Source organism: Streptomyces sp. SID5464, from assembly GCF_009862985.1.
GTDB lineage: Bacteria > Actinomycetota > Actinomycetes > Streptomycetales > Streptomycetaceae > Streptomyces > Streptomyces chartreusis_D.
This window is the reverse complement of the sequence record NZ_WWIQ01000009.1, coordinates 276,302-297,648: the sequence shown is the minus strand read 5'-3', so window position 1 is coordinate 297,648 and position 21,347 is coordinate 276,302. Positions and strand designations below refer to the sequence as shown.

Here is a 21,347-nt window from a genome sequence, read left to right as displayed (position 1 = left end):
GACGACGCTAAGCGGGGCCACTTTCAATTCCCAAACGGATCCCGGCTTTTGTAGCGCATCCCACAGGGCAGACAGGCAACCTCCATATCAATTCGGGCATAAAGGGGCCCTGGTGCCTTGGAAGACAACCAGGGCCCCTGCGCGCGCGGGCCGCTACTCGGCTGCCACGACGGAGACTTCGCCGATGCCCAGGGCCTCGACCGGGCCCTTGATCTGCGCCGCGTCACCGACGAGCACGGTCACCAGACGGTCCACCGGGAAGGCGCTGACGGCCGCCGCGGTGGCCTCCACGGTGCCGGTCGCGGCGAGCTGCCGGTACAGGGTGGCCTGGTAGTCGTCGGGCAGATGCTGCTCGACCTGGTCGGCCAGCGTGCTCGCGACGGCCGCCGCCGTCTCGTACTTCAGCGGCGCCACGCCGACCAGGTTCTGCACGGCGACGTCCCGCTCGGCGTCGGTCAGCCCCTCGGCGGCGAGGGTGCGCAGCACCGTCCAGAGGTCCTGGAGGGCGGGGCCGGTGTTGGGAGTGTCCACGGAGCCGCTGATGGCGAGCATCGCGGCACCGGTCCCGTCCGGGGCGGACCTGAGGACCTGGCCGAACGCCCGCACCCCGTAGGTGTAGCCCTTCTCCTCGCGCAGGACGCGGTCCAGGCGGGAGGTGAGGGTGCCGCCGAGGCAGTACGTGCCGAGCACCTGCGCGGGCCACACGCGGTCGTGCCGGTCCGGGCCGATCCGGCCGATCAGCAGCTGCGTCTGGACGGCGCCGGGGCGGTCCACGATGACGACCCGGCCCGTGTCGTCGGCGGTCACCGGCGGCACCGGGCGCGGCTCGGCCGCCGAGCCCGTCCAGGCGCCCAGCGTGTCGCCGAGCAGGGCGTCGAGGTCGATGCCGGTGAGGTCGCCGACGACCACGGCGGTGGCCGTGGCGGGCCTGACGTGCCGCTCGTAGAAGGCGCGTACGGCCGCGGAGTCGATCGCGGCGACCGTCTCCTCGGTGCCCTGGCGGGGCCGCGACATGCGCGAGTCCGCCGGGAACAGCTCCTTGGAGAGTTCCTTGGCGGCACGGCGGGCGGGGTTGGCCAGCTCGTGCGGAATCTCGTCGAGGCGGTTGCGGACCAGCCGCTCGACCTCGCTGTCCGCGAACGCGGGCGCCCTGAGGGCGTCGGCGATCAGGCCGAGCCCCTTGGCGAGCCGGGAGGCCGGCACCTCCAGACTGAGCCGGACGCCGGGGTGGTCGGCGTGCGCGTCGAGGGTGGCGCCCGCGCGCTCCAACTCGGCGGCGAAGTCCTCGGCGGAGTGCTTGTCGGTGCCCTCGGAGAAGGCCCGGGCCATGATCGTGGCCACGCCGTCGAGGCCGGCCGGTTCGGCGTCCAGGGGCGCGTGCAGCAGCACCTCCACGGCGACGACCTGCTGGCCGGGGCGGTGGCAGCGCAGGACCGTCAGGCCGTTGCCGAGCGTGCCGCGCTCGGGGGCCGGGAAGGCCCACGGCTTGGCCTCGCCCGCCTGCGGCTGGGGGTGGAAGTCCATCGTGGCGAGCTCGGTCACTTGGCCGCCTCCTCGTTCTCGTTCAGGGCCGCGGCTGCGGTGTCCTCGGTGGTGTCGGCGTCCTCGGCGGTCTCCGCGTCGCCCGCCTCGTCGGCGACGGGCTCGTAGACGAGCACCGCGCGGTTGTCGGGCCGCAGGCGGGCCTTGGCGACCTCCTGGACCTCCTCGGCCGTCACCTCCAGCACGCGCTGCACGGCGGTCAGGGCGAGCTGCGGGTCGCCGAACAGGACGGCGTACCGGCACAGTTCGTCGGCGCGGCCGGCGACCGTGCCCAGCCGGTCCAGCCACTCGCGCTCCAACTGGGCCTGGGCGCGCTCCATCTCCTCGGCCGTGGGGCCCTCATCGGCGAACCGGGCGAGCTCCTCGTCGATGGCCGACTCGATGACCGGGACCTCCACGTCACCGGACGTCTTCACGTCCAGCCACCCCAGGGAGGGCGCCCCGGCGAGCCGCAGCAGGCCGAAGCCGGCCGCCACGGCCGTACGGTCCCGCCGCACCAGACGGTTGTACAGGCGGGAGGACTCGCCGCCGCCGAGGACGGTCAGGGCCAGGTCGGCCGCGTCGCACGCGCGCGTGCCGTCGTGCGGCAGTCGGTAGGCGGCCATCAGGGCGCGCGCCGGGACCTCCTCCTCGACGACCTCGCGCAGCTGCTCGCCGATGATCTCCGGCAGCGTGCCGTCCCGGGGCGCGGGCTTGCCGTCGTGGCCGGGAATGGAGCCGAAGTACTTCTCCACCCAGGCCAGGGTCTGCTCCGGGTCGATGTCGCCGACGACGGAGAGCACGGCGTTGTTCGGCGCGTAGTAGGTGCGGAAGAACGCGCGCGCGTCCTCCAGGGTGGCCGCGTCCAGGTCGGCCATCGAACCGATCGGGGTGTGGTGGTAGGGGTGGCCCTCCGGGTAGGCGAGGGCGGTCAGCTTCTCGAAGGCGGTGCCGTAGGGGACGTTGTCGTAGCGCTGGCGGCGCTCGTTCTTGACGACGTCCCGCTGGTTCTCCATCGACTCGTCGTCGAGGGCGGCCAGCAGGGAGCCCATGCGGTCGGCCTCCAGCCAGAGGGCGAGCTCCAGCTGGTGGGCGGGCATCGTCTCGAAGTAGTTGGTCCGCTCGAAGCTGGTGGTGCCGTTCAGCGAGCCGCCCGCGCCCTGGACGAGCTCGAAGTGGCCGTTGCCCTTCACCTGGGCGGAACCCTGGAACATCAGGTGCTCGAAAAGGTGAGCCAGGCCGGTACGCCCCTTGACTTCGTGGCGCGAGCCGACGTCGTACCAGAGGCACACCGCCGCGACCGGGGTCAGGTGGTCCTCGGAGAGCACCACGCGCAGGCCGTTGGCCAGGCGGTGCTCGGTCGCTGTCAGGCCCCCGGAGCCTGCCTGGGCTGTGGCCGTGTGACCCATGGGCATGTACGTCCCTTCGATCGCGGCGCGGTCGCTCGAACCGCGGTTTTCCTGGCGAGTCCTGCCACTGTATGCAAGCGTGCGGGGCCCTGGTGAAGTTCCCGGGGGGCGTACGCGGAGAGCGAGAGCGGGAAGCGTCCGCAGGCGGTGTGCGGTGGTGACGGCGCGCCTGGCCCGGGGCCGGCGAACGACCGGCGAAAGACCTCGGACCGGCCGGCCCGCGGCAGTCCCCCGACAGCGTCCCCGTCCGCCGCACCGGCCCGGCGAGCGGCACCCGCGGGACGGGGCCGAACCCCTGCCGGTGAGGCCGTGGACCGGGTCCTGGTCCCGGTTGTCAGTGCGGCGGTCCACAATGGTCGGCGTCAGATCTCGTTCAACGCTTCAGCAAGGAGCCGGCAGCGATGGCCCGCCGCAGCACGAAGACCCCGCCGCCCGACGACTCGTACGAGGAGAGAATCCTCGACATCGACGTCGTCGACGAGATGCAGGGCTCCTTCCTCGAGTACGCGTACTCGGTCATCTACTCCCGCGCCCTGCCCGACGCGCGCGACGGCCTCAAGCCGGTGCACCGCCGCATCGTCTACCAGATGAACGAGATGGGCCTGCGCCCCGAGCGCGGGTACGTCAAGTGCGCCCGCGTCGTCGGCGAGGTGATGGGCAAGCTGCACCCGCACGGCGACTCGTCGATCTACGACGCCCTCGTGCGCATGGCCCAGCCCTTCTCGATGCGCGTCCCCCTGGTCGACGGCCACGGCAACTTCGGCTCGCTGGGCAACGACGACCCGCCGGCGGCCATGCGGTACACCGAGTGCCGGATGGCCGAGGCGACGAGCCTGATGACGGAGTCGATCGACGAGGACACCGTCGACTTCAACCCGAACTACGACGGCCAGGAGCAGGAGCCGGTGGCGCTGCCTGCCGCCTTCCCGAACCTCCTGGTCAACGGCGCCTCGGGCATCGCGGTCGGTATGGCCACGAACATGCCGCCGCACAACCTGCGCGAGGTGATCGCCGCAGCCCGCCACCTGATCAGGTACCCGAACGCCGATCTCGACGCCCTGATGAAGCACGTCCCGGGCCCCGACCTGCCCACCGGCGGCCGCATCGTCGGCCTGTCCGGCATCCGGGACGCGTACGAGACGGGCCGCGGCACGTTCAAGATCCGGGCGACGGTGTCCGTCGACAACGTGACGGCCCGCCGCAAGGGCCTCGTGGTCACCGAGCTGCCCTTCACGGTGGGCCCGGAGAAGGTGATCGCCAAGATCAAGGACCTGGTGGGCTCGAAGAAGCTCCAGGGCATCGCCGACGTCAAGGACCTCACCGACCGCGAGCACGGTCTGCGCCTGGTCATCGAGATCAAGAACGGCTTCGTGCCGGAGGCGGTCCTGGAGCAGCTGTACAAGCTGACGCCGATGGAGGAGTCCTTCGGCATCAACAACGTCGCCCTGGTCGACGGCCAGCCGCTCACGCTGGGGCTGAAGGAGCTGCTGGAGGTCTATCTCGACCACCGCTTCGACGTCGTGCGGCGGCGCTCGGAGTTCCGCCGCGGCAAGAAGCGTGACCGGCTGCATCTGGTCGAGGGTCTGCTGACGGCCCTGCTGGACATCGACGAGGTCATCCGCCTCATCCGCTCCAGCGAGAACTCCGCGCAGGCGAAGCAGCGCCTGATGGAGCAGTTCTCGCTGAGCGAGGTGCAGACGCAGTACATCCTCGACACGCCGCTGCGCCGCCTGACCAAGTACGACCGCATCGAGCTGGAGACGGAGAAGGACCGGCTCAACGCGGAGATCGAGGAGCTGACCCGGATCCTCGACTCGGACACGGAGCTGCGCAAGCTGGTCTCCACCGAACTGGCCACCGTCGCCAAGAAGTTCGGCACCGACCGGCGTACGGTTCTGCTGGAGTCGGGCGGTGCCCCGGTGGCCACCGTGCCGCTCCAGGTGGCCGACGACCCGTGCCGGGTGCTGCTGTCCTCGACGGGTCTGCTGGCCCGTACGGCGAACGGCGAGCCGTTCGCCGAGGACGCCGGCGCCAAGCGCGTCAAGCACGACGTGATCATCTCGGCGGTACCTGCCACCGCGCGTGGCGAGGTGGGCGCCGTCACCTCGGCCGGCCGGCTGCTGCGGCTGAACGTGATCGACCTGCCCCAGCTCCCGGAGTCGATGGCGACCCCGAACCTCGCGGGAGGCGCCCCGCTGGCGGAGTTCGTCTCCCTGGAGGACGACGAGACGGTGGTCTGCCTGACGACGCTCGACGAGTCGTCGCCGGGCCTGGCGCTCGGCACGGAACAGGGCGTGGTCAAGCGGGTGGTGCCGGACTATCCGTCCAACAAGGAGGAGCTGGAGGTGATCACCCTCAAGGAGGGTGACCGGATCATCGGCGCCGTCGAGCTGCGCACCGGCGAGGAGGACCTGGTCTTCATCACCGACGACGCCCAGCTGCTGCGCTTCCAGGCGTCCCAGGTCCGGCCGCAGGGCCGCCCGGCCGGCGGCGTGGCCGGCATCAAGCTCTCCGAGGGCGCGAAGGTCATCTCGTTCACCGCGGTGGACCCGGCCGTGGACGCCGTGGTCTTCACCGTCGCCGGCTCGCGGGGCACGCTGGACGACTCCGTGCAGACGACGGCCAAGATGACCCCGTTCGACCAGTACCCGCGCAAGGGTCGCGCCACCGGCGGCGTCCGCTGCCAGCGGTTCCTGAAGGGCGAGGACTGCCTGTCCCTGGCCTGGGCGGGCCCGGCCCCGGCGCTCGCGGCGCAGAAGAACGGCACCCCGGCCGACCTCCCGGAGATGGACCCGCGGCGTGACGGCTCGGGCGTGTCCCTGGCGAAGACGGTGGCGGTGGTGGCGGGGCCGGTCTAGAGCCCTGTGCCGGAGGGGCTCAGGCAGGCTCGGCCAGGTCCTCCTCCGGGTTCCGTACGTACCTCAGGACGCCCCACATGCCGTACTCGTCGGCGTGTGGGGCGTCGCTCCTGCACGCGCCGAGTGCCTTGTCGAGGGCGGGGACGTCGATGCCGGAGCCGATGAGGACCAGCTGGGTCAGGCGTTCGCCGCCGGCCGGCCAGGGCTCCGGGTAGAAGCGCAGGAACCGCCCGACGGCGTGGACGGCGTAGCGGTTGCGGACGTCGTACGGCCCGAAGTCGACGTAGCCCTTGATCCGGTACAGCCCTTCGGGCCGGCTGTCGAGGAACTCCATCAGCCGGCGCGGGTCGAGGGGCTCCTCCGACACGAACGACAGGCTGTCGTAGGCGCTGTGCAGGTGCCCGGCGTGGTCGTCCGCGCCGTGCTCGTGCAGGTCGTCGAAGGACAGCTGCCCGATGCGTTCCTCGCTCGGCCGGCAGTCGAAGAGGAACTCGGGGTCGATCCGGCCGTAGGAGGCCGGGACGACGGCGGCGCGGTCGACGAGGGAGCCGACCAGCCCGAGGACGCGTTCGCCGTCGGCCGCCCGGTCGAGCTTGTTGACCACGACGAGATCGGCCAGCGCGAGGTGCCGGTCGATCTCCGGATGCCTGGACCGGGTGTCGTCGAACTCGGCGGCGTCGACGACCTCGACCAGACCGCCGTACACGATTCCCGGGTGCTCGCTGGCGAGCACCATCCGCACGAGTTCCTGCGGCTCGGCCAGCCCGCTGGCCTCGATGACGATGACGTCGATGCCGAGGGAGGGTTCCGCGAGCCGTTCCAGGTACTGGTCCAGCTCGCTCGCGTCGACGGCACAGCACAGACACCCGTTGCCGAGCGAGACCGTCGAGTCGCCGAGTGCTCCCGCCACGGCCATCGCGTCGATCTCGATGGCCCCGAAGTCGTTGACGATGGCGCCGATACGGCTGCCGCCGCTGCGGTGGAGGAGGTGGTTGAGCAGTGTGGTCTTTCCCGAGCCGAGGAATCCGGCCAGGACGACGACCGGGATCTGCTGCGGTTTCGGGCTCGGCAGGCTCACCGTGCGACCTCTCTCACGCCGACGCGTGCACCGGCTCGCGTTCCCGGCACACGTACGAGGATGGGATGCCGCCCCAGGATACGAGCCGTGGGAATCACGGCGAGGTGAACGATCGTCAGCAGCACTCGCAGGCAGGTGTTGGGCATGTGCGCAGGGCGCGGAACACCCCAGCCCGTGGTGACATGGGGCGTCGACGGGCCCTCAGGCAGGCACGGGTGCGGGCGCCTCCGGTCCCACATAACGCGCCACCGGCCTGATGATCTTCGTGTCCTCCGCCTGTTCCAGGATGTTGGCGCTCCAGCCCACCACACGCGCGGCGGCGAAGGTCGGTGTGAACATCTCGCGGGGCAGGCCGCAGAGTTCCATGACCACGCCCGCGTAGTACTCGACGTTGGTGTGGAGCTCACGGCCGGGCTTCAGCTCCGCCAGGATCGCCTCGACGTGCCGTTCGACCTCCACGGCGAAGTCCACCCGCGGACCGCCGAACCCCTGGGCGACCTCGCGCAGCATCCGCGACCGCGGGTCCTCCGTGCGGTAGATCGCGTGCCCGAAGCCCATGATGCGCTCACCGGCGAGCACCCGCTGCCGGACCCAGGAGTCGATACGGTCCGGGCTGCCGATCGCGTCCAGGGTGTCCAGCGCACGACTGGGCGCACCCCCGTGCAGCGGCCCCGACAGCGCCGCCACCGCACCGGCGAGGCACGCCGCCACGTCCGCACCCGTCGACGCGATGACCCGCGCCGTGAATGTTGACGCGTTGAATCCATGATCAATGGTTGAAATCAGGTATTGCTCGATCGCCCGTGCGTGCTGCTCGGTCGGCACCGAACCGGTCAGCATGTACAGGTAGTTGGCCGCGTACGACAGGTCCTCGCGCGGCTCCACCGGCTCGAGCCCTTTCCCCAGTCGGTGCAGCGCGGTGAGCAGCGTGGGTACGGCCGCGGTCGCCTCGATGGTGTCCTGCCGACGCCGGCCGGCTTCGATGTCGTACACGGGCCGGAAGCCCTTGGCCGCGCCCAGCAGCGACAGCGCCGTGCGCATCCCGGCGAGCGGGCCGGAGCGCCCGCCGGCGGCCGCGATGGCCGGCAGGGCCGCTCGCACCTCGTCGGGCAGCCGCCGCAGCGCCGCGGTCTCCGCGGCGAAGGCCGCGCTCTGCCCGGCGTCCGGCAGTTCGCCGTGCACGAGCAGGTGCCAGACGTCCTCGAAGGCGCGGGTCCGCGCGAGGTCGACGGCGGAGTACTGCCGGTAGTGGTAGAAGCCCTCGACGCCACGGACGTCACCGATCCGGGTGTCGGTGACGACGACACCGGCGAGTCCCCGTGGTGCATCGATGAGAGCGGCTGCGGACCTGTTGACGGACATGTCTTCCTCCCTGGACTTGATTTGACTGTCCATGGTTGACTCTACTTGTGTCAATATTGATTGAATCAATACATCAGTCGATGGTCCGCTAGACGGATACGGTGACCCCCATGCGCGATCAAGAATTCGCCCCCCTCGACGCGGAACGGCGGCTGAGCACCAAGGAGGCCGCCGAGCTGCTCGGCGTGAAGCCGGAGACCGTGTACGCGTACGTGAGCCGCGGTCAGCTCAGCAGCCGACGGGTGACCGGTGGCCGGGGCAGCACCTTCGACGCCGGGGAGGTCGAGGCGCTCGCCCGGCGCAACAGGCGGGAGAGCGCGGGGAGTTCACCCTCCGGGGGTGAGTTGTCCGTACGGACCCGCATCACGCTCATCGAGAGCGACCGCTACTACTACCGCGGTGTCGACGCGGTCGACCTGGCCACCCGGCACACCTACGAGGAGGTCGCCGAGTGGCTGTGGACCGGCCGGATGCGGCCGGGCAACACGTTCACCGCACCGGCCGCCCCGGTCGCCGTGGCCCGCCGCGCCGTCGACGCGCTGCCCGAACACGCCACGCCCACGGACTTGCTGCGCGTCGCGACGATCGCCGCCGCGACCGCCGACCCGCTGCGCTTCGACCTCTCCGAGGACGCCGTGCTCGGCACCGCGCGCACCCTCATTCCCACGCTGGTCTCCGCCCTGCCTCCGGCGTGGCGCGACCGCCGGGACGAGGGCCCCCTGGCCCACCGCCTGTGGACGCGGCTGTCACCGCACAAGGACCCCGACGAGGCGTCCCTGCGTGCCCTGGACGCCGCCCTCGCCCTCCTCGTCGACCACGACCTGGCCGCCTCCACGCTCGCGGTGCGCGTCGCCGCGTCGGCCCGTGCCCACGCCTACGCGGCGGTCTCCGCGGGACTCGGCGTGATCGAGGGCCCGCTGCACGGCGCGGCCAGCGGGCTCGCGCACCGGCTGCTCCAGGACGTGCTCGACCAGGGCGACGCGGCGCCGGTGATCGCGGACGAACTGCGCGCCGGCCGCCGTATCCCGGGGCTCGGCCACCGGCTCTACCCGGGCGAGGATCCACGCGCGCGTGCCCTGTTCGCCCTCCTGGAGCAGATCCCGCGCGCGGAACCCGCCCTCCTCGCGGCCCGGGACATCGTCGAGACCACCGCCCGCCACGCCCCGCTGCACGCCAACGTCGACCTGGCGCTCGCCGTGCTCACCACGTCCTGCGGCATGCCCCCGACCGCGGGCGAGACGATCTTCGCGGTGGCTCGCACGGCGGGCTGGATCGCCCACGCCCTGGAGGAGTACGGCGAGCGCCCGCTGCGCATGCGCCCGAGCGGTCTCTACACGGGTCCGAAGCCGCCACAGCCACTGCCGGAGTAGGCAGGGGCGGGCCGGAAATGAGCCGCGGCCCAACTCAGGTTAGGCTCACCTCTGTGAGTACGTGCTCAAGCGTCTCCCGTGACTCCGACGAGCCCGTTTCGGGAACCGCGGCCACCGCGAGGACCTGGCTGTTGCTGGAACAGCCCGGTCCGTGGGGTGCCAAGGCGCTCACTTCGAGCCACCTGGACCCCGCGCTGGGCCGTGCCCTGGAGGCGGCCGCGAAGGACACGGGCGTGCGGATCGTGCTCATCCGCCGCCCCGGTCGCCACGCGGACCGCCGGATGCCCGCCACCCGCCGGGTGTACGCGGCCCACACCGTTCCGGGAAACGTGTGGCTGCACGGCGCCACGACCTCGGACCCCGGGCAGCTCCTGGGTCTCGACTTCGCCGCACTCGGCCGGGGCGACCACGGCACCTTCGACACGGTGCTCGGCGGACGGCCCCACGACGGCGATCCGCTCGCCCTGGTCTGCACCAACGGCAAGCGCGACCGCTGCTGCGCGCTCCTCGGCCGCCCTCTCGCGGCCGAACTCGCCACGTCCGGGGTCGAGGGCGTCTGGGAGGTCACCCATCTGGGTGGTCACCGCTTCTCCCCGACGGTGCTGGTGCTGCCGTACGGATACGCGTACGGCCGGGCCGAGGCGCACACCCTCAAGGAGGTCCTGCACGGCGCGCGGGAGGGCCGGATCGTCGTGGAGGGGTGCCGGGGCAGCTCCGCCTGGGAACGGCCCGGCCAGGCGGCCGAGCTCGCCGTGCGCGCCAGGACCGGCGAGTACGCCGCGGAGGCGCTGAGCGTCGTACGGACCGCCGGCGCCGCCCCGCGCTGGGAGGTGACCGTCGCCCACGCCGACGGGCGCCGCTGGCGGGTCGAGGTGGCCCAGGGCGCGGCCCTGCCGCCCCGGCCGGAGAGCTGCGGAGCAGCAGTCCTCGGTTCGCCCGCGCGGATGGAAGTGGTGGCGGTGCACGAGGTGAGGGTGACGGCGGCACTCGCCAGCTGACCGGTCCGCCGACCGCGGTCCGGACCGCCTCCTCAAGCATTGATCAAGAGATCCACGCCACACCCGTTACGGCACGTAGGCGGCCCCACGTACCTTCTTGGGTATGAGCCCCACTCCCCCCGCACGCCGCCTGCGCCTCGGCCTGCCCCGGCGGGTGTTCTCGCAGGTGCTGCTGATGCAGGTGGCGATCGCCGCGGGAGTCGCGGTCCTCGCCACCGGACTGTTCCTCGCCCCCCTGAGCAACCAGCTGGACGACCAGGCGATGCGCCGCGCCCTCGCCATCGCGCAGACCACCGCGCAGCAGCCGGGCCTCGCGAGGGAGGTGAGGGACACGCCTCCCTCACCGAACGGTCCGGTGCAGCAGGAGGCGGAGCGGATCCGGAAGGCCACCAAGGCCGAGTACGTCGTGGTGATGGACTGGCGGGGCGTGCGCTGGTCGCACACCGACCCGAAGCAGATCGGCGGCATCGTCTCGACCGACCCAGGGCAGGCCCTGGCCGGCAAGGAGGTCATGGAGATCGACAGCGGCACCCTGGGCCGCTCCGCCCGCGGCAAGGTGCCGCTGCGCGACACCGACGGCACGGTCGTCGGCGCCGTCTCGGTCGGCATCGCCTACGACAGCGTCCGGGCCCGGCTGATCCACGCGATCCCGGGGCTGCTGGCGTACGCCGGAGGTGCCCTGGCCGTCGGCGCGCTGGCCGCGTGGCTCATCTCCCGGCGGGTCCACCGGCAGACCAGGGACCTGGCCTTCTCGGACATCGCGTCGCTCCTGTCGGAACGTGAGGCGATGCTGCACGGCATCCGGGAGGGCGTCGTCGCCCTGGACCGCACCGGTCGCATCCGTCTCGTCAACGACGAGGCGCAGCGCCTGCTCGGCATCGGGGACGCGGTGGTGGGCCGCTCCCCCGACGATGCGCTAGGCGCGGGCCGCACGGCCGACGTGCTGGCCGGGCGCGTGACCGGCACGGACCTGCTCACCGTGCGGGGCCAGCGGGTGCTGGTCGCCAACCGTATGCCCACGGACGACGGGGGCGCCGTGGCCACCCTGCGCGACCGCACCGAGCTGGAGCAGCTGGGCCGCGAGCTCGACTCCACCCGCGGCCTGATCGACGCCCTGCGCGCCCAGGACCACGAACACGCCAACCGCATGCACACGCTCCTGGGGCTGCTCGAACTGGAGATGTACGACGACGCCGTCGAGTTCGTCGGCGAAGTGGTCGGCGACCACCGGGCCACCGCGGAACAGGTCACGGAACGCATCGAGGACCCGCTGCTCGCGGCCCTGCTGGTCGGCAAGGCGACCGTCGCGGCCGAGCGGGGCGTCGCCCTGTGGGTCTCGGACCGGACCCGGCTGCCCGACCGGCTGATCGATCCCCAGGGGCTCGTCACCGTCGTCGGCAACCTGGTGGACAACGCACTCGACGCCGTCGCGGGCAAGCCGCACGCGCGCGTGGAGGTCGAACTGCGCGCCGAGGGCCGTACGGCGATCCTCCGGGTGCGCGACACGGGCCCGGGAATCCCGCCGGAGCACCAGGAGTTGATCTTCACCGAGGGATGGTCCACGAAGAAGCCACCCGCGCACCGCGAGCGGGGCATCGGCCTCTCCCTGGTGCGCAGGCTCGCCGAGCGGCAGGGGGGCAGCGCGACCGTCGGCGACGCTCATGGCGGGGGTGCGGAGTTCACCGTCGTCCTGCCCGAGGCGCTGGCCGAGCCGGGCCCGGAACCGGCCCTGACCGTGCCGTCAGCTCCGCAGACCGCCGAGGAGGGGTCGTGATGATCGAGGTCCTGGTCGTGGACGACGACACAAGGGTCGCGCGGGTCAACGCCGCCTACGTCGAGAAGGTGCCGGGCTTCCATGTCGCGGGCGAGGCCCACAGCGCCGCGGACGCGCTGCGTCAGCTGGAGACGCTGCCCCGGCTCGATCTGGTGCTCATGGACCACTACCTGCCCGACGAGACGGGGCTCGCGGTCGTCCAGGAGATGCGGCGGCGCGGCCACCAGACCGACGTGATCATGGTGACGGCGGCCCGGGACGTGTCCACCGTGCAGGCGGCGATGCGGCACGGCGCTTTGCAGTACCTGGTCAAACCGTTCGCCTTCGCCGGTCTGCGCGCCAAGCTGGAGGCGTACGCGGAGTTGCGCCGCACCCTGGACGGCGGCGGCGAGGCGGAACAGGCCGAGGTGGACCGCATCTTCGGAGCACTGTCGACCCCGTCCGAGCCGGACCTGCCCAAGGGGCACTCCCCCACCACCGCCGAGCTGGTCCGTCAGTCCCTGATGAACGCCGACGGGCCCCTGTCCGCCCAGGAGATCGCCGAACGGACCGGGGTGAGCCGCCAGACCGCCCAGCGCTATCTGAAGCTCCTGGAGCGCACGGGACGGGCCCGGCTGACCCTGAAATACGGCGACGCGGGCCGCCCGGAACACCGTTACGTGTGGGCGACCCGCGCCTAGGGCCTGTCAGCCCGAGGCCGTTTCGGCTGTCAGCCCGTGGCCTTCTTCGCGAACTCCGTCGTGTAGGTCTGACTCAGGTCGACCTTGGCGTTCTTGATGTTGGGGTTGAACGCCTTGAGCACCTTCTCGACCGTCTCGGGACCGCCCGCGGGCATCACGCCGTCCTTGGTGAACATCGGCAGCGTGCTCTTGATCGCCTGTGCGTAGAGAGCCTTGTCGCCCTGCGAGTAGTCGGCCGGCATCTTGTCGGCGATCTGGGACGCGCTGTGGGTGGACATCCACGTGAGCGTCTTGACGAATGCGTTGACCAGCTTCTGGACGGTGGCCTTGTGGCTGTTCACCCAGTCCGTCTGCATGTACAGACTTGACGACGGATAGGGACCACCGAGCGCCTCCTGGGACCCCTGCGGCGTCCGCATGTCGAGAAGGATCCTGCCTGCCTTCTTGTCCAGGACCTGCGCCACCGTCGGATCGGTCGTCATACCGCCGTCGATCGAGCCCTTCTGGAGCGCTGAGATGAACGTCGGGCCGGCACCGACGGCGACGGGCGTGAAGTCGCTGACGTTCACGCCGTTCTTGACGGCGAGGTACTTGGTGAGGAAGTCGGTCGAGGAACCGAGGCCGGTGATGCCGAGCTTCCTCCCCTTGAAGTCCTTGGGCGAGGTGATGTCGCCCGCCGCTTTGGTGGAGACGATCTCGACCTCGCCCGGGGCGCGCGAGAACTGCACGACCGACTCGACGTGCTTGCCCTTGGTCTGCAGGTCGAGGGTGTGGTCGTAGAAGCCGACGGCGCCCTGGACCTGGCCGGAGACCAGCGCAGTCTCGGCCTGGACGCCGGCGGGCTCGCTCAGCAACTGCACGTCGAGTCCCTCGGCGTCGAAGTAGCCGAGCCGCTGGGTGAGCATGGCGGGCAGGTAGATGACCTTGTCCAGGCCACCGACCATGATCTTGACCTGCTCGCCCTTGCCGCCGCCTCCGCTGCCGGAGCCGGTCGACGCCGAACTGGCGGCGTCGTTGGCACAGGCGGTGAGCGAGGAGAGGGCGAGCAGGCCGGCGGCGGCCAGGGCGGCGTATCGGGCGTTGGTGCGCATGGCGGTTCACGTCCTTGTGACGGGGGGAGGAGAGGGGGCTTCCGGAGGTGGGTGTCAGCGCTCGGAGTCCGCGGGCTTCCAGCGGAAGATGCGGCGCTCGGCGAAGGTGAGCAGCCCTTCGGCGAGGAGCGCGACGACGGCGAGGATGACCATCGCCGCGTACACCCCGGCCGCGTTGAAGGTGCCCTGGGACTGCGCGACGAGCAGGCCGATGCCCTTGGTGGCGCCGATGTACTCGCCGACGATGGCGCCGATGAGGGCGAAGCCGAAGCTGACGTGGAGGCTGGTGAAGATCCAGGATGTGGCGGACGGGATGACCACCTGCAGGGTCACCCGACGGTCGCTCGCGCCCAGGATCCGGGCGTTGGAGACGAGGTTCCGGTCCACCTCGCGGGCGCCTTGGAAGGCGTTGAAGAACACCGGGAAGAAGACCAGGACGACGGCCGAGGCGACCTTGGAGGCCGGGCCGAGCCCGAACCAGATCACGAAGATCGGCGCGAGGACGATCCGGGGAATCGAGTTGAGCACCTTGATGTATGGACCAAGAACATCGGCGAGCAATGTGATCCGCCCCAGCGCGATGCCGAGCACGACACCCGTGACCACACCGAGGACCCAGCCGAGCAGCGCCTCGTAAAGCGTGTACCAGATCTGCTCGCCCAGGGAGCCGAGCGCGGTCCCGTGCATGACCCAGGTCGAGATCTGGTCCCAGATCTGCGAGGGCATGGAGAAGTTGAACGGGTCGATGACCTTGGCCCGGGACAGCGCCTCCCACAGTCCGAGGACTCCGACCAGCAGCAGCGCCCGGACGAGGTTGATCAGGACTTTCCGCCTGTGTGCGGCGCGGGCACGCGAGTGGGCGCGGTCCGGCGCCTTGGCCGTCTCCACGACCGGTGTGCTGATGAGCTCAGGCGACATGGGCGGCACCCCTCTCGCGGGTGATGCGCACCTCTTCACCGAGGGACTCCCAGATCTCGCGGTAGATCTCTATGAACCGCGGCTCCAGGCGCACCGCCTCGACCTTGCGGGGCCGCGGCAGGTCGATGGTGAAGACCTGCTTGACGGTCGCGGGCCCGGCGGTCATCACGACGACTTTGTCGGCCAGCGCGATGGACTCCTCCAGGTCGTGCGTGACGAAGACGACCGAGGCGCGGGTGCCTTCCCACAGTTCGAGCAGCTCGTCCGACATCAGCGCCCTGGTCTGCACGTCGAGTGCCGAGAACGGCTCGTCCATGAGCAGGATCTCTGGGTCGTTGACGAAGGTCGCGGCGAGCGCGACGCGTTTGCGCTGTCCGCCGGAGAGCTGGTGCGGGTAGCGGTCCTCGAAGGCCTCGAGGCCGACCCGGGCCAGCCAGTCGCGCGCCTTCCGCTTCGCCTCCGCCTTGGACACGCCACGGAAACGCGGTCCCGCCATCACATTGGACAGCACCGTGCGCCAGGGGAAGGTGGCGTCCTGCTGAAAGACGAAGCCGACCTTGTCGCCGACGCCGAGCACCGGCTCCCCGGCGACCAGCACCTCACCCTCGGTGGGCTCCTCCAGGCCGCTGACCAGAGTCAACGTGGTCGACTTGCCGCAGCCCGTGGGGCCGACGACCGCGACGAACTCTCCACGGCCGACCGTGAGATCCAGGTCCCGGACGGCCGTGTGCAGGCCTCCCGACGGGGTCCTGAACGTCTTGCTCGCGCCCCGCAGCTCAATGGCGGGGCTGGTGTCTGCGCTCATGGCCGGGGACGGTAGGTCCGGCTCGGCCGACGGCATCAGTCTTGTGAGCGCATACCGTTCTTTTGCTCGCAAGAGCCTGTTGTGCTCGTTTTGCGCGGGATACAAAAACGTAGCCGAAACAAGGGCTTGACGCCCGCATGGCCTTGAGGGAAAGAGGCCCGATGATTGACGTCCTGGTCGTGGACGACGACTTCCGTGTCGCCGAGATCAACGCCAAGTACGTGGGAAGGGTTCCCGGCTTCCGGGTGGCGGCCCGCGCGCACAACGCTGCCCAGGCTCTGGCGGCCGTGCAGCGCGGAGGGATCGATCTGGTCCTGCTGGACCACTATCTCCCCGACGGGACAGGCCTCGAACTCGTCCACCGCATGCGGGAACAGGGGCACGGCGCCGACGTCATCATGATCACCGCGGCCGGAGACGTGGCGACCATCCAGGCCGCCATGCGCCTGGGCGCCCTGCACTACCTGGTCAAACCGTTCACTTTCGCCGCGTTGCACACCCGCCTGGAGTCCTACGCCGCCCTGCGTCGCACCGTCGAGCGGGTCGGTGGCGGCCGCGGCGTCGCCGTCCAGGAACAGGTCGACCGGATCTTCAGCGCCCTGCGCACCACCCCGGCCCTCGCGTCGCCCGGCCTGCCGAGCGGCCACTCGGAGCCGACGACGGAACTGATCTGCCGCGTCCTGCACCGCGCCGACCACCCCCTCTCCGCCCACGAGGTCGCCGCCGAGACCGGTCTGAGCCGCTCCACCGCCCAGCGCTACCTGCGCCGCCTGGAGCAGTCCGGCCGCCTGCGCCTCTCCCTCAAGTACGGCGACACGGGCCGGCCTGAGCACCGCTACGCATGGGTGGCGCCGTAGTCCCAGGGCCGCACAGGCACCGCCCCTACGCCGCTCCCGCCCCGGTCAGCGACCGCACCTCGGTCTCCGCGTGCTTGGCCTCGTCCGGGACCTCCGCCGCGGTGACCGTGCCCAGCCAGCCCGCGAGGAAGCCCAGCGGGATCGAGACCAGGCCCGGGTTCTGCAACGGGAAGTACTGGAGATCGACGTTCGGGAACAGCGAATCGGGGCTTCCGGAGACCACCGGGGACAGCACCACGAGCACCACGGCCGGGACCAGGCCACCGTAGACGGCCCACACGGCACCGCGTGTGGTGAAGCCGCGCCAGAACAGGGAGTAGAGCAGCACCGGAAGGTTCGCCGACGCGGCGACGGCGAAGGCGAGGCCCACCAGGAACGCGACGTTGAGATCCCGCGCCAGCAGACCGAGGGCGATCGCCACCACGCCGACACCCACGGCCGCGACCCGGGCCACGGCCACTTCGCTGCGGGGCCTGCCGCCCCGGCGCCGCAGGGACGCGTACAGGTCGTGGGCGACCGACGCCGACGACGCGAGCGTGATCCCGGCGACCACGGCGAGGATCGTGGCGAAGGCGACCGCTGCGACCACCGCGAAGAGGACCGTTCCACCCGTGGATCCGGCACCACCGCCCAGGTCGAGCGCCAGCAGCGGGACAGCCGTGTTCCCGGCCGCGTTCGACTCTCGTACCGCGTCCGGCCCCACGATGGCGGCCGCGCCGAACCCGAGCACGATCGTCATCAGGTAGAAACCGCCGATGAGCCCGACGGCCCAGACGACCGAGCGACGTGCGGCGCGCGCGGTGGGCACGGTGTAGAACCGGGACAGGATGTGCGGCAGCCCCGCCGTGCCCAGCACCAGGGCCAGCCCCAGACTGATGAAGTCGAAACGGGCGGTCCAGTCCCCGCCGTACTTCAGCCCGGGCACCAGAAACGCCTCCCCGTGACCGCTGCGCTCGGCCGCCGTGAGCAGCAACCCGTCCAGGTCGCCGTGGAAGCGCACCAGGACGAGCACCGTCAGCGCGATCGTGCCGCCGAGCAGCAGGACGGCCTTGACGATCTGGATCCACGTCGTCGCCCGCATCCCTCCCAGCGACACATAGATCACCATGAGTGCGCCGACGCCGATGACGGTCCAGGCCCGCGCCGCCCCGCTCGTGCCTCCGAGCAGCAGCGCCACCAGGCTGCCCGCGCCGACCATCTGCGCCACCAGATATAGAACGGACACGGTGACCGAGGAGGTTCCCGCCGCGATCCGTACGGGCCGCTCCCGCATTCGCGCCGCCACGACGTCGGCGAGAGTGAACCGGCCGCAGTTGCGGACCAGTTCGGCCACGAGGAACAGCACCACCAGCCAGGCCACGAGGAAGCCGACGACATACAGCAGCCCGTCGTAGCCGAACAGCGCGATGAGCCCGGTGGCCCCGAGGAAGGAGGCGGCCGACATGTAGTCACCCGCGATGGCAAAACCATTCTCCATGGGTGAGAAGAGCCGCCCGCCCGCGTAGAACTCCTCCGCCGAACCGCGCCGGTTGCGGCTCACCCACGTCGTGATCGCCAGCGTGACCGCGACGAATCCGCTGAACAGCAGCAGCGCCAGCGTCTGCTGTTCGCCCGTCACGAGACACCGCCGTTCACGCCACGCGTCAGTTCCTGTGTGTCCCAGCGCAGGTCGAGCGCCGCCCGGTCCCTGCGCAGCCGCGCGTGCCGCGAGTAGGCCCAGGTGAACAGGAACGTGGTCAGGAACTGCCCGAGCCCCGCCAGCAGCGCCACGTTCACCGCTCCCACCACGGGCCGGGCCATCAGCTCCGGCGCGGCCGTGGCAGCCACGACGTACCCCACGTACCAGGCGAAGAACGCCACGGAGGCCGGCACCACGAACCGCCGGTACCGCCGCCTGACCTCCTGGAAGGCCGCGCTGCGCTGCACCTCCAGATACACATCGGCCGCCGCGACCCCGGCCTCGCCCTCCCCGCGTGCCGACGGAACCACCGCCGGAGCCGGCGCCCCGGCACCGGCCGACTCGCCCCATCCGGAGGCGAGGGCGTCGTACCAGGGATCGTCGTACCTCGGGTGTCCGGCCTCCTCGGCCGGGCCGTGGCCGACACCGTCGAGTCGCTCGACCGGACTTTCCTGACCAGCCCCATCTCTATGGGGACGGCCCTTGCTTGGCTGCATGCCCAAGGATGGACAGAACGGGAAGATCCCCGACTCTTCTTCCCCCCGCTCTTCACCCCATCAGGTGACTCAACCCGCTGGTGGCCGCACCAGCCCCTTTCCGTACGCGTAACGCACCGCCTGCGCACGGTCCTTGAGCCCCGTCTTGGCGAACAGGTTGTTGATGTGGGTCTTCACGGTCGCGGTGGAGACATGCAGTCTGCGGCCGATCTCCTGGTTGCTGAGCCCCTCGGCGATGAGCAGCAGCACCTCCGTCTCCCGCACGGTGAGCCCGTCCGGCGCCTCGGGCGGCGCGGCCGGTCTCGCCTCGGGCTCGGTCAGACGCTCCAGCAGCCGCCTCTGAATGCCGGGCGACAGCCCCGCGTCCCCTGACAGCACGCTGTGCACGGCCCGCACGATCTCCTCCCCGCCGGCGTCCTTCGTAAGATAACCGCGCGCTCCTGCTGCCAGTGCCGGGAAGAGCGACTCGTCGTCGGCGTACGTCGTGAGCACCACGACCTGTGTCCCGGGGTACTCCGCGCGGATCCTGTGGGTCGCCTCCACTCCGTCGCAGCGAGGCATGCGCAGGTCCATCAGCACCACGTCCGGGGCGACTTCCGCGACGAGCCGCACTGCCTCCTCCCCGTCCCCCGCCGAGCCGACCACCTCGATCCCGGGCAGCAGACCGAGCAGCATCACGATGCCCTCCCGCACCACGGTCTGGTCGTCCGCGACCACCACCCGAGCGGTCTTCCGCTCGGCCTCCTCCGTCATACCGGCACCTTCAACGTGACCACGAACCCCTCCTCACCCGGCCCGGTCTCGAGCGAACCGCCCAGCAGTTCTGCTCGCTCCCGCATGCCCAGCAGACCGTACCCGGCTCCCGTCCCGGTCAGCTCGCCCGGCGAGCCGCCCGAGTCCCGCACATCCAGGGTCACTTCGTGTGGGCTGAAGTCGAGCCACAGGCGCACCTTGGCGCCCGGGGCGTGCTTGCGGGCATTCGTCAGAGCCTCCTGAGCGGCTCTGCGCACAGCCTGCGAAGCCTCGGCCGGCAGCGCCCTGCGTTCACCCGTGATGGTGATCTCGGCGCCGTCGGTGGTTCCCACCAACTGGTTCAGGAACTCCTCCAGCGGGGTCAGCTCCCCGCGCAGGGCGGAGAGCGCCTGCCGCGTCTCGGCAAGCCCGCCACGCGCCATCTCCCGTGCCGCCACCACTCGTTCGAGTACCTGCTCCCGCTCCCCTCCGCGCTCGATCAGCAGCCGAGCCGCCTCCAGGTGCACGAGCTGGGCAGACAGGCTGTGCGCCAGCACGTCGTGGATCTCCCGCGCTATCCGGGCCCGCTCCGCGAGCGCCGCCGTCTCCGCCTCGGCCGCACGGGCGGCCCGCTCCTGGGCGAGCAGCCGCTGGGCGCCGGCGCGGGCCTCGGCGTCCAGGCGCAGCGTGTATCCGGCCAGGGCGAGGCCGACACCGGTGACCACGGATGTCAGCGCGTCGTCGTTGTTGACGACTCCGAACGAACCGAGTGCCACGCCCGCTGCGCCGAGGGCGACTGCCGGTGGGAGCCGCTCCAGCGCCGAGACGGCACATCCACACCACATGACCAGGGCCGCGACTGTGAAGCCCAACATCTGGGCCGCGACGGCGACGCCCTGAAGCAGCGCGAGCGACGCCAGCGACGGCCACAGCCGATGCTGGAGCGTGGTCCGGAAGAACACCCAGGCCAGCAACGCCGCCAGAAGCACCCCTCCGGCTCCGGCCGCCGCCTTCCAGCCACGCGCCTCGCTCTCGTCGAAGGCCCCCCACATGAGCACGCCGAGGACCAGAGCCCTCACCGTCCAGGCCAGCAAGCACCGGGAACGTGGGAGTCCCTCGCGGCTCAGCGCCTCCCGGGAAGGCCAGCGTGTCCAGGCGTTCTCCTTCACACGTGCTCCTTCCCCGCGTGCCCCAAGGTGCTGTCACCGTACGCCCGGCCCGAGTTCACGGCAGGACGCAGCAACCGACCTCGCCAGGCCAGGATTCCGGCCCGGACGAGCAGGGTGCCGGCGAGCCCCAGCAGCAGGGCGGAGCTGTCCTGGTGAACGCCCACCGCGGCACCCAGCGCGAAGAGCCCGACGCGCAGCCCGATTCCGACAATCCAGACGGCAACGCTCGCCGTGCTGCTCTTGCTCCATACGGTCCCGTCCGGCTCCGCCCATATGCGGGTGGTCCAGGCCCAGCCCGCCCCGGTGGCCAGGCCGACGAGCAGTTCGGCGCCGAGCAGGAGCGCCGAGGCTGTGTGCTGACGGTCGTCGAGCAGGCCGGGCTCGCGCAGCGCGACAACGGCCAGGATCGCGGGCAGGAGCCACCAGCGACGCTCGCTGTCGATGGGGGTTGCGCGGAACTGCCGGGCGATCACCAGCACGGCCACGACCACGACCACCAGCGCGTCGACGAGCCCGGACATCAGGACCTCCGTGAGCGAGAAAGGGATGC

18 protein-coding genes are annotated in these 21,347 nt (G+C 71.2%); 6 read left to right on the top strand and 12 right to left on the bottom strand.

Annotation, left to right across the window (positions count from 1 at the left end):
- Nucleotides 1-153: 153 nt before the first annotated feature.
- Nucleotides 154-1,542 carry a pitrilysin family protein gene (locus GTY47_RS09680; RefSeq protein WP_010034971.1) on the bottom strand — a complete coding sequence of 463 codons (1,389 nt, stop codon included), beginning with the start codon at nucleotides 1,540-1,542 and terminating at the stop codon, nucleotides 154-156.
- On the bottom strand, nucleotides 1,539-2,936 hold the full coding sequence (locus tag GTY47_RS09675; RefSeq protein WP_029180831.1) for a pitrilysin family protein: 1,398 nt from the start codon (nucleotides 2,934-2,936) through the stop codon (nucleotides 1,539-1,541). The genes GTY47_RS09680 and GTY47_RS09675 overlap by 4 nt, the downstream gene beginning before the upstream one ends.
- Nucleotides 2,937-3,331: 395 nt before the next feature.
- Between GTY47_RS09675 and GTY47_RS09670 the strand changes: the two genes are divergently transcribed.
- Nucleotides 3,332-5,788 carry a DNA topoisomerase IV subunit A gene (locus GTY47_RS09670; protein WP_010034965.1) on the top strand — a complete coding sequence of 819 codons (2,457 nt, stop codon included), beginning with the start codon at nucleotides 3,332-3,334 and terminating at the stop codon, nucleotides 5,786-5,788.
- Nucleotides 5,789-5,807: 19 nt separating this feature from the next.
- Here GTY47_RS09670 and GTY47_RS09665 read toward each other — a convergent pair whose 3' ends face one another.
- A complete protein-coding gene (locus tag GTY47_RS09665; RefSeq protein WP_010034962.1) occupies nucleotides 5,808-6,866 on the bottom strand; it encodes a GTP-binding protein in 1,059 nt (352 codons plus the stop codon).
- A 201-nt stretch (nucleotides 6,867-7,067) separates the two neighbouring features.
- Nucleotides 7,068-8,228, bottom strand: coding sequence for a citrate synthase (locus GTY47_RS09660; protein ID WP_010034960.1), 1,161 nt, complete (start codon nucleotides 8,226-8,228; stop codon nucleotides 7,068-7,070).
- Nucleotides 8,229-8,338: 110 nt separating this feature from the next.
- Here GTY47_RS09660 and GTY47_RS09655 point away from each other — a divergent pair, with 110 nt between their 5' ends.
- The 4 genes from GTY47_RS09655 (at nucleotide 8,339) to GTY47_RS09640 (ending at nucleotide 13,050) form a co-directional block, all read left to right on the top strand.
- Nucleotides 8,339-9,598, top strand: a complete 1,260-nt coding sequence (locus GTY47_RS09655) for a citrate synthase (protein ID WP_010034959.1) — start codon at nucleotides 8,339-8,341, stop codon at nucleotides 9,596-9,598.
- A 53-nt stretch (nucleotides 9,599-9,651) separates the two neighbouring features.
- Complete coding sequence (locus GTY47_RS09650; RefSeq protein ID WP_029180830.1) at nucleotides 9,652-10,596, top strand: sucrase ferredoxin; 945 nt, start codon at nucleotides 9,652-9,654, stop codon at nucleotides 10,594-10,596.
- A 103-nt stretch (nucleotides 10,597-10,699) separates the two neighbouring features.
- Complete coding sequence (locus tag GTY47_RS09645) at nucleotides 10,700-12,370, top strand: sensor histidine kinase (protein WP_010034956.1); 1,671 nt, start codon at nucleotides 10,700-10,702, stop codon at nucleotides 12,368-12,370.
- The gene (locus GTY47_RS09640) at nucleotides 12,370-13,050 is read left to right on the top strand and encodes a response regulator (RefSeq protein WP_010034954.1); all 681 of its coding nucleotides are present in this window, start codon (nucleotides 12,370-12,372) and stop codon (nucleotides 13,048-13,050) included. The genes GTY47_RS09645 and GTY47_RS09640 overlap by 1 nt, the downstream gene beginning before the upstream one ends.
- A 29-nt stretch (nucleotides 13,051-13,079) precedes the next feature.
- On the opposite strand, the gene GTY47_RS09635 is transcribed toward GTY47_RS09640, so the two are convergent.
- From GTY47_RS09635 to GTY47_RS09625, 3 genes are read right to left on the bottom strand one after another with little or no spacing between them, the layout of a single operon-like run.
- Nucleotides 13,080-14,141: an ABC transporter substrate-binding protein gene (locus GTY47_RS09635; RefSeq protein ID WP_010034951.1), complete on the bottom strand. Its 1,062-nt coding sequence runs from the start codon at nucleotides 14,139-14,141 to the stop codon at nucleotides 13,080-13,082.
- Nucleotides 14,142-14,195: 54 nt separating this feature from the next.
- The gene (locus GTY47_RS09630) at nucleotides 14,196-15,059 is read right to left on the bottom strand and encodes an ABC transporter permease (RefSeq protein ID WP_010034948.1); all 864 of its coding nucleotides are present in this window, start codon (nucleotides 15,057-15,059) and stop codon (nucleotides 14,196-14,198) included.
- Complete coding sequence (locus tag GTY47_RS09625) at nucleotides 15,049-15,864, bottom strand: ABC transporter ATP-binding protein (protein ID WP_029180829.1); 816 nt, start codon at nucleotides 15,862-15,864, stop codon at nucleotides 15,049-15,051. The genes GTY47_RS09630 and GTY47_RS09625 overlap by 11 nt, the downstream gene beginning before the upstream one ends.
- Nucleotides 15,865-16,025: 161 nt before the next feature.
- Between GTY47_RS09625 and GTY47_RS09620 the strand changes: the two genes are divergently transcribed.
- A complete protein-coding gene (locus GTY47_RS09620; protein WP_010034943.1) occupies nucleotides 16,026-16,721 on the top strand; it encodes a response regulator in 696 nt (231 codons plus the stop codon).
- Between the two features lie 25 nt (nucleotides 16,722-16,746).
- On the opposite strand, the gene GTY47_RS09615 is transcribed toward GTY47_RS09620, so the two are convergent.
- The 5 genes from GTY47_RS09615 to GTY47_RS09595 form a co-directional block, all read right to left on the bottom strand.
- Nucleotides 16,747-18,339 (bottom strand): cation acetate symporter, encoded by a 1,593-nt coding sequence (locus GTY47_RS09615; RefSeq protein WP_010034936.1) that lies wholly within the window; start codon nucleotides 18,337-18,339, stop codon nucleotides 16,747-16,749.
- The gene (locus tag GTY47_RS09610) at nucleotides 18,336-18,896 is read right to left on the bottom strand and encodes a DUF485 domain-containing protein (protein WP_029180828.1); all 561 of its coding nucleotides are present in this window, start codon (nucleotides 18,894-18,896) and stop codon (nucleotides 18,336-18,338) included. The genes GTY47_RS09615 and GTY47_RS09610 overlap by 4 nt, the downstream gene beginning before the upstream one ends.
- Nucleotides 18,897-18,965: 69 nt before the next feature.
- Nucleotides 18,966-19,649: a response regulator transcription factor gene (locus tag GTY47_RS09605; protein ID WP_010034931.1), complete on the bottom strand. Its 684-nt coding sequence runs from the start codon at nucleotides 19,647-19,649 to the stop codon at nucleotides 18,966-18,968.
- Nucleotides 19,646-20,797: a histidine kinase gene (locus tag GTY47_RS09600; RefSeq protein WP_010034929.1), complete on the bottom strand. Its 1,152-nt coding sequence runs from the start codon at nucleotides 20,795-20,797 to the stop codon at nucleotides 19,646-19,648. The genes GTY47_RS09605 and GTY47_RS09600 overlap by 4 nt, the downstream gene beginning before the upstream one ends.
- Complete coding sequence (locus GTY47_RS09595; RefSeq protein WP_010034927.1) at nucleotides 20,794-21,318, bottom strand: DUF1453 family protein; 525 nt, start codon at nucleotides 21,316-21,318, stop codon at nucleotides 20,794-20,796. The genes GTY47_RS09600 and GTY47_RS09595 overlap by 4 nt, the downstream gene beginning before the upstream one ends.
- Nucleotides 21,319-21,347: the final 29 nt, after the last annotated feature.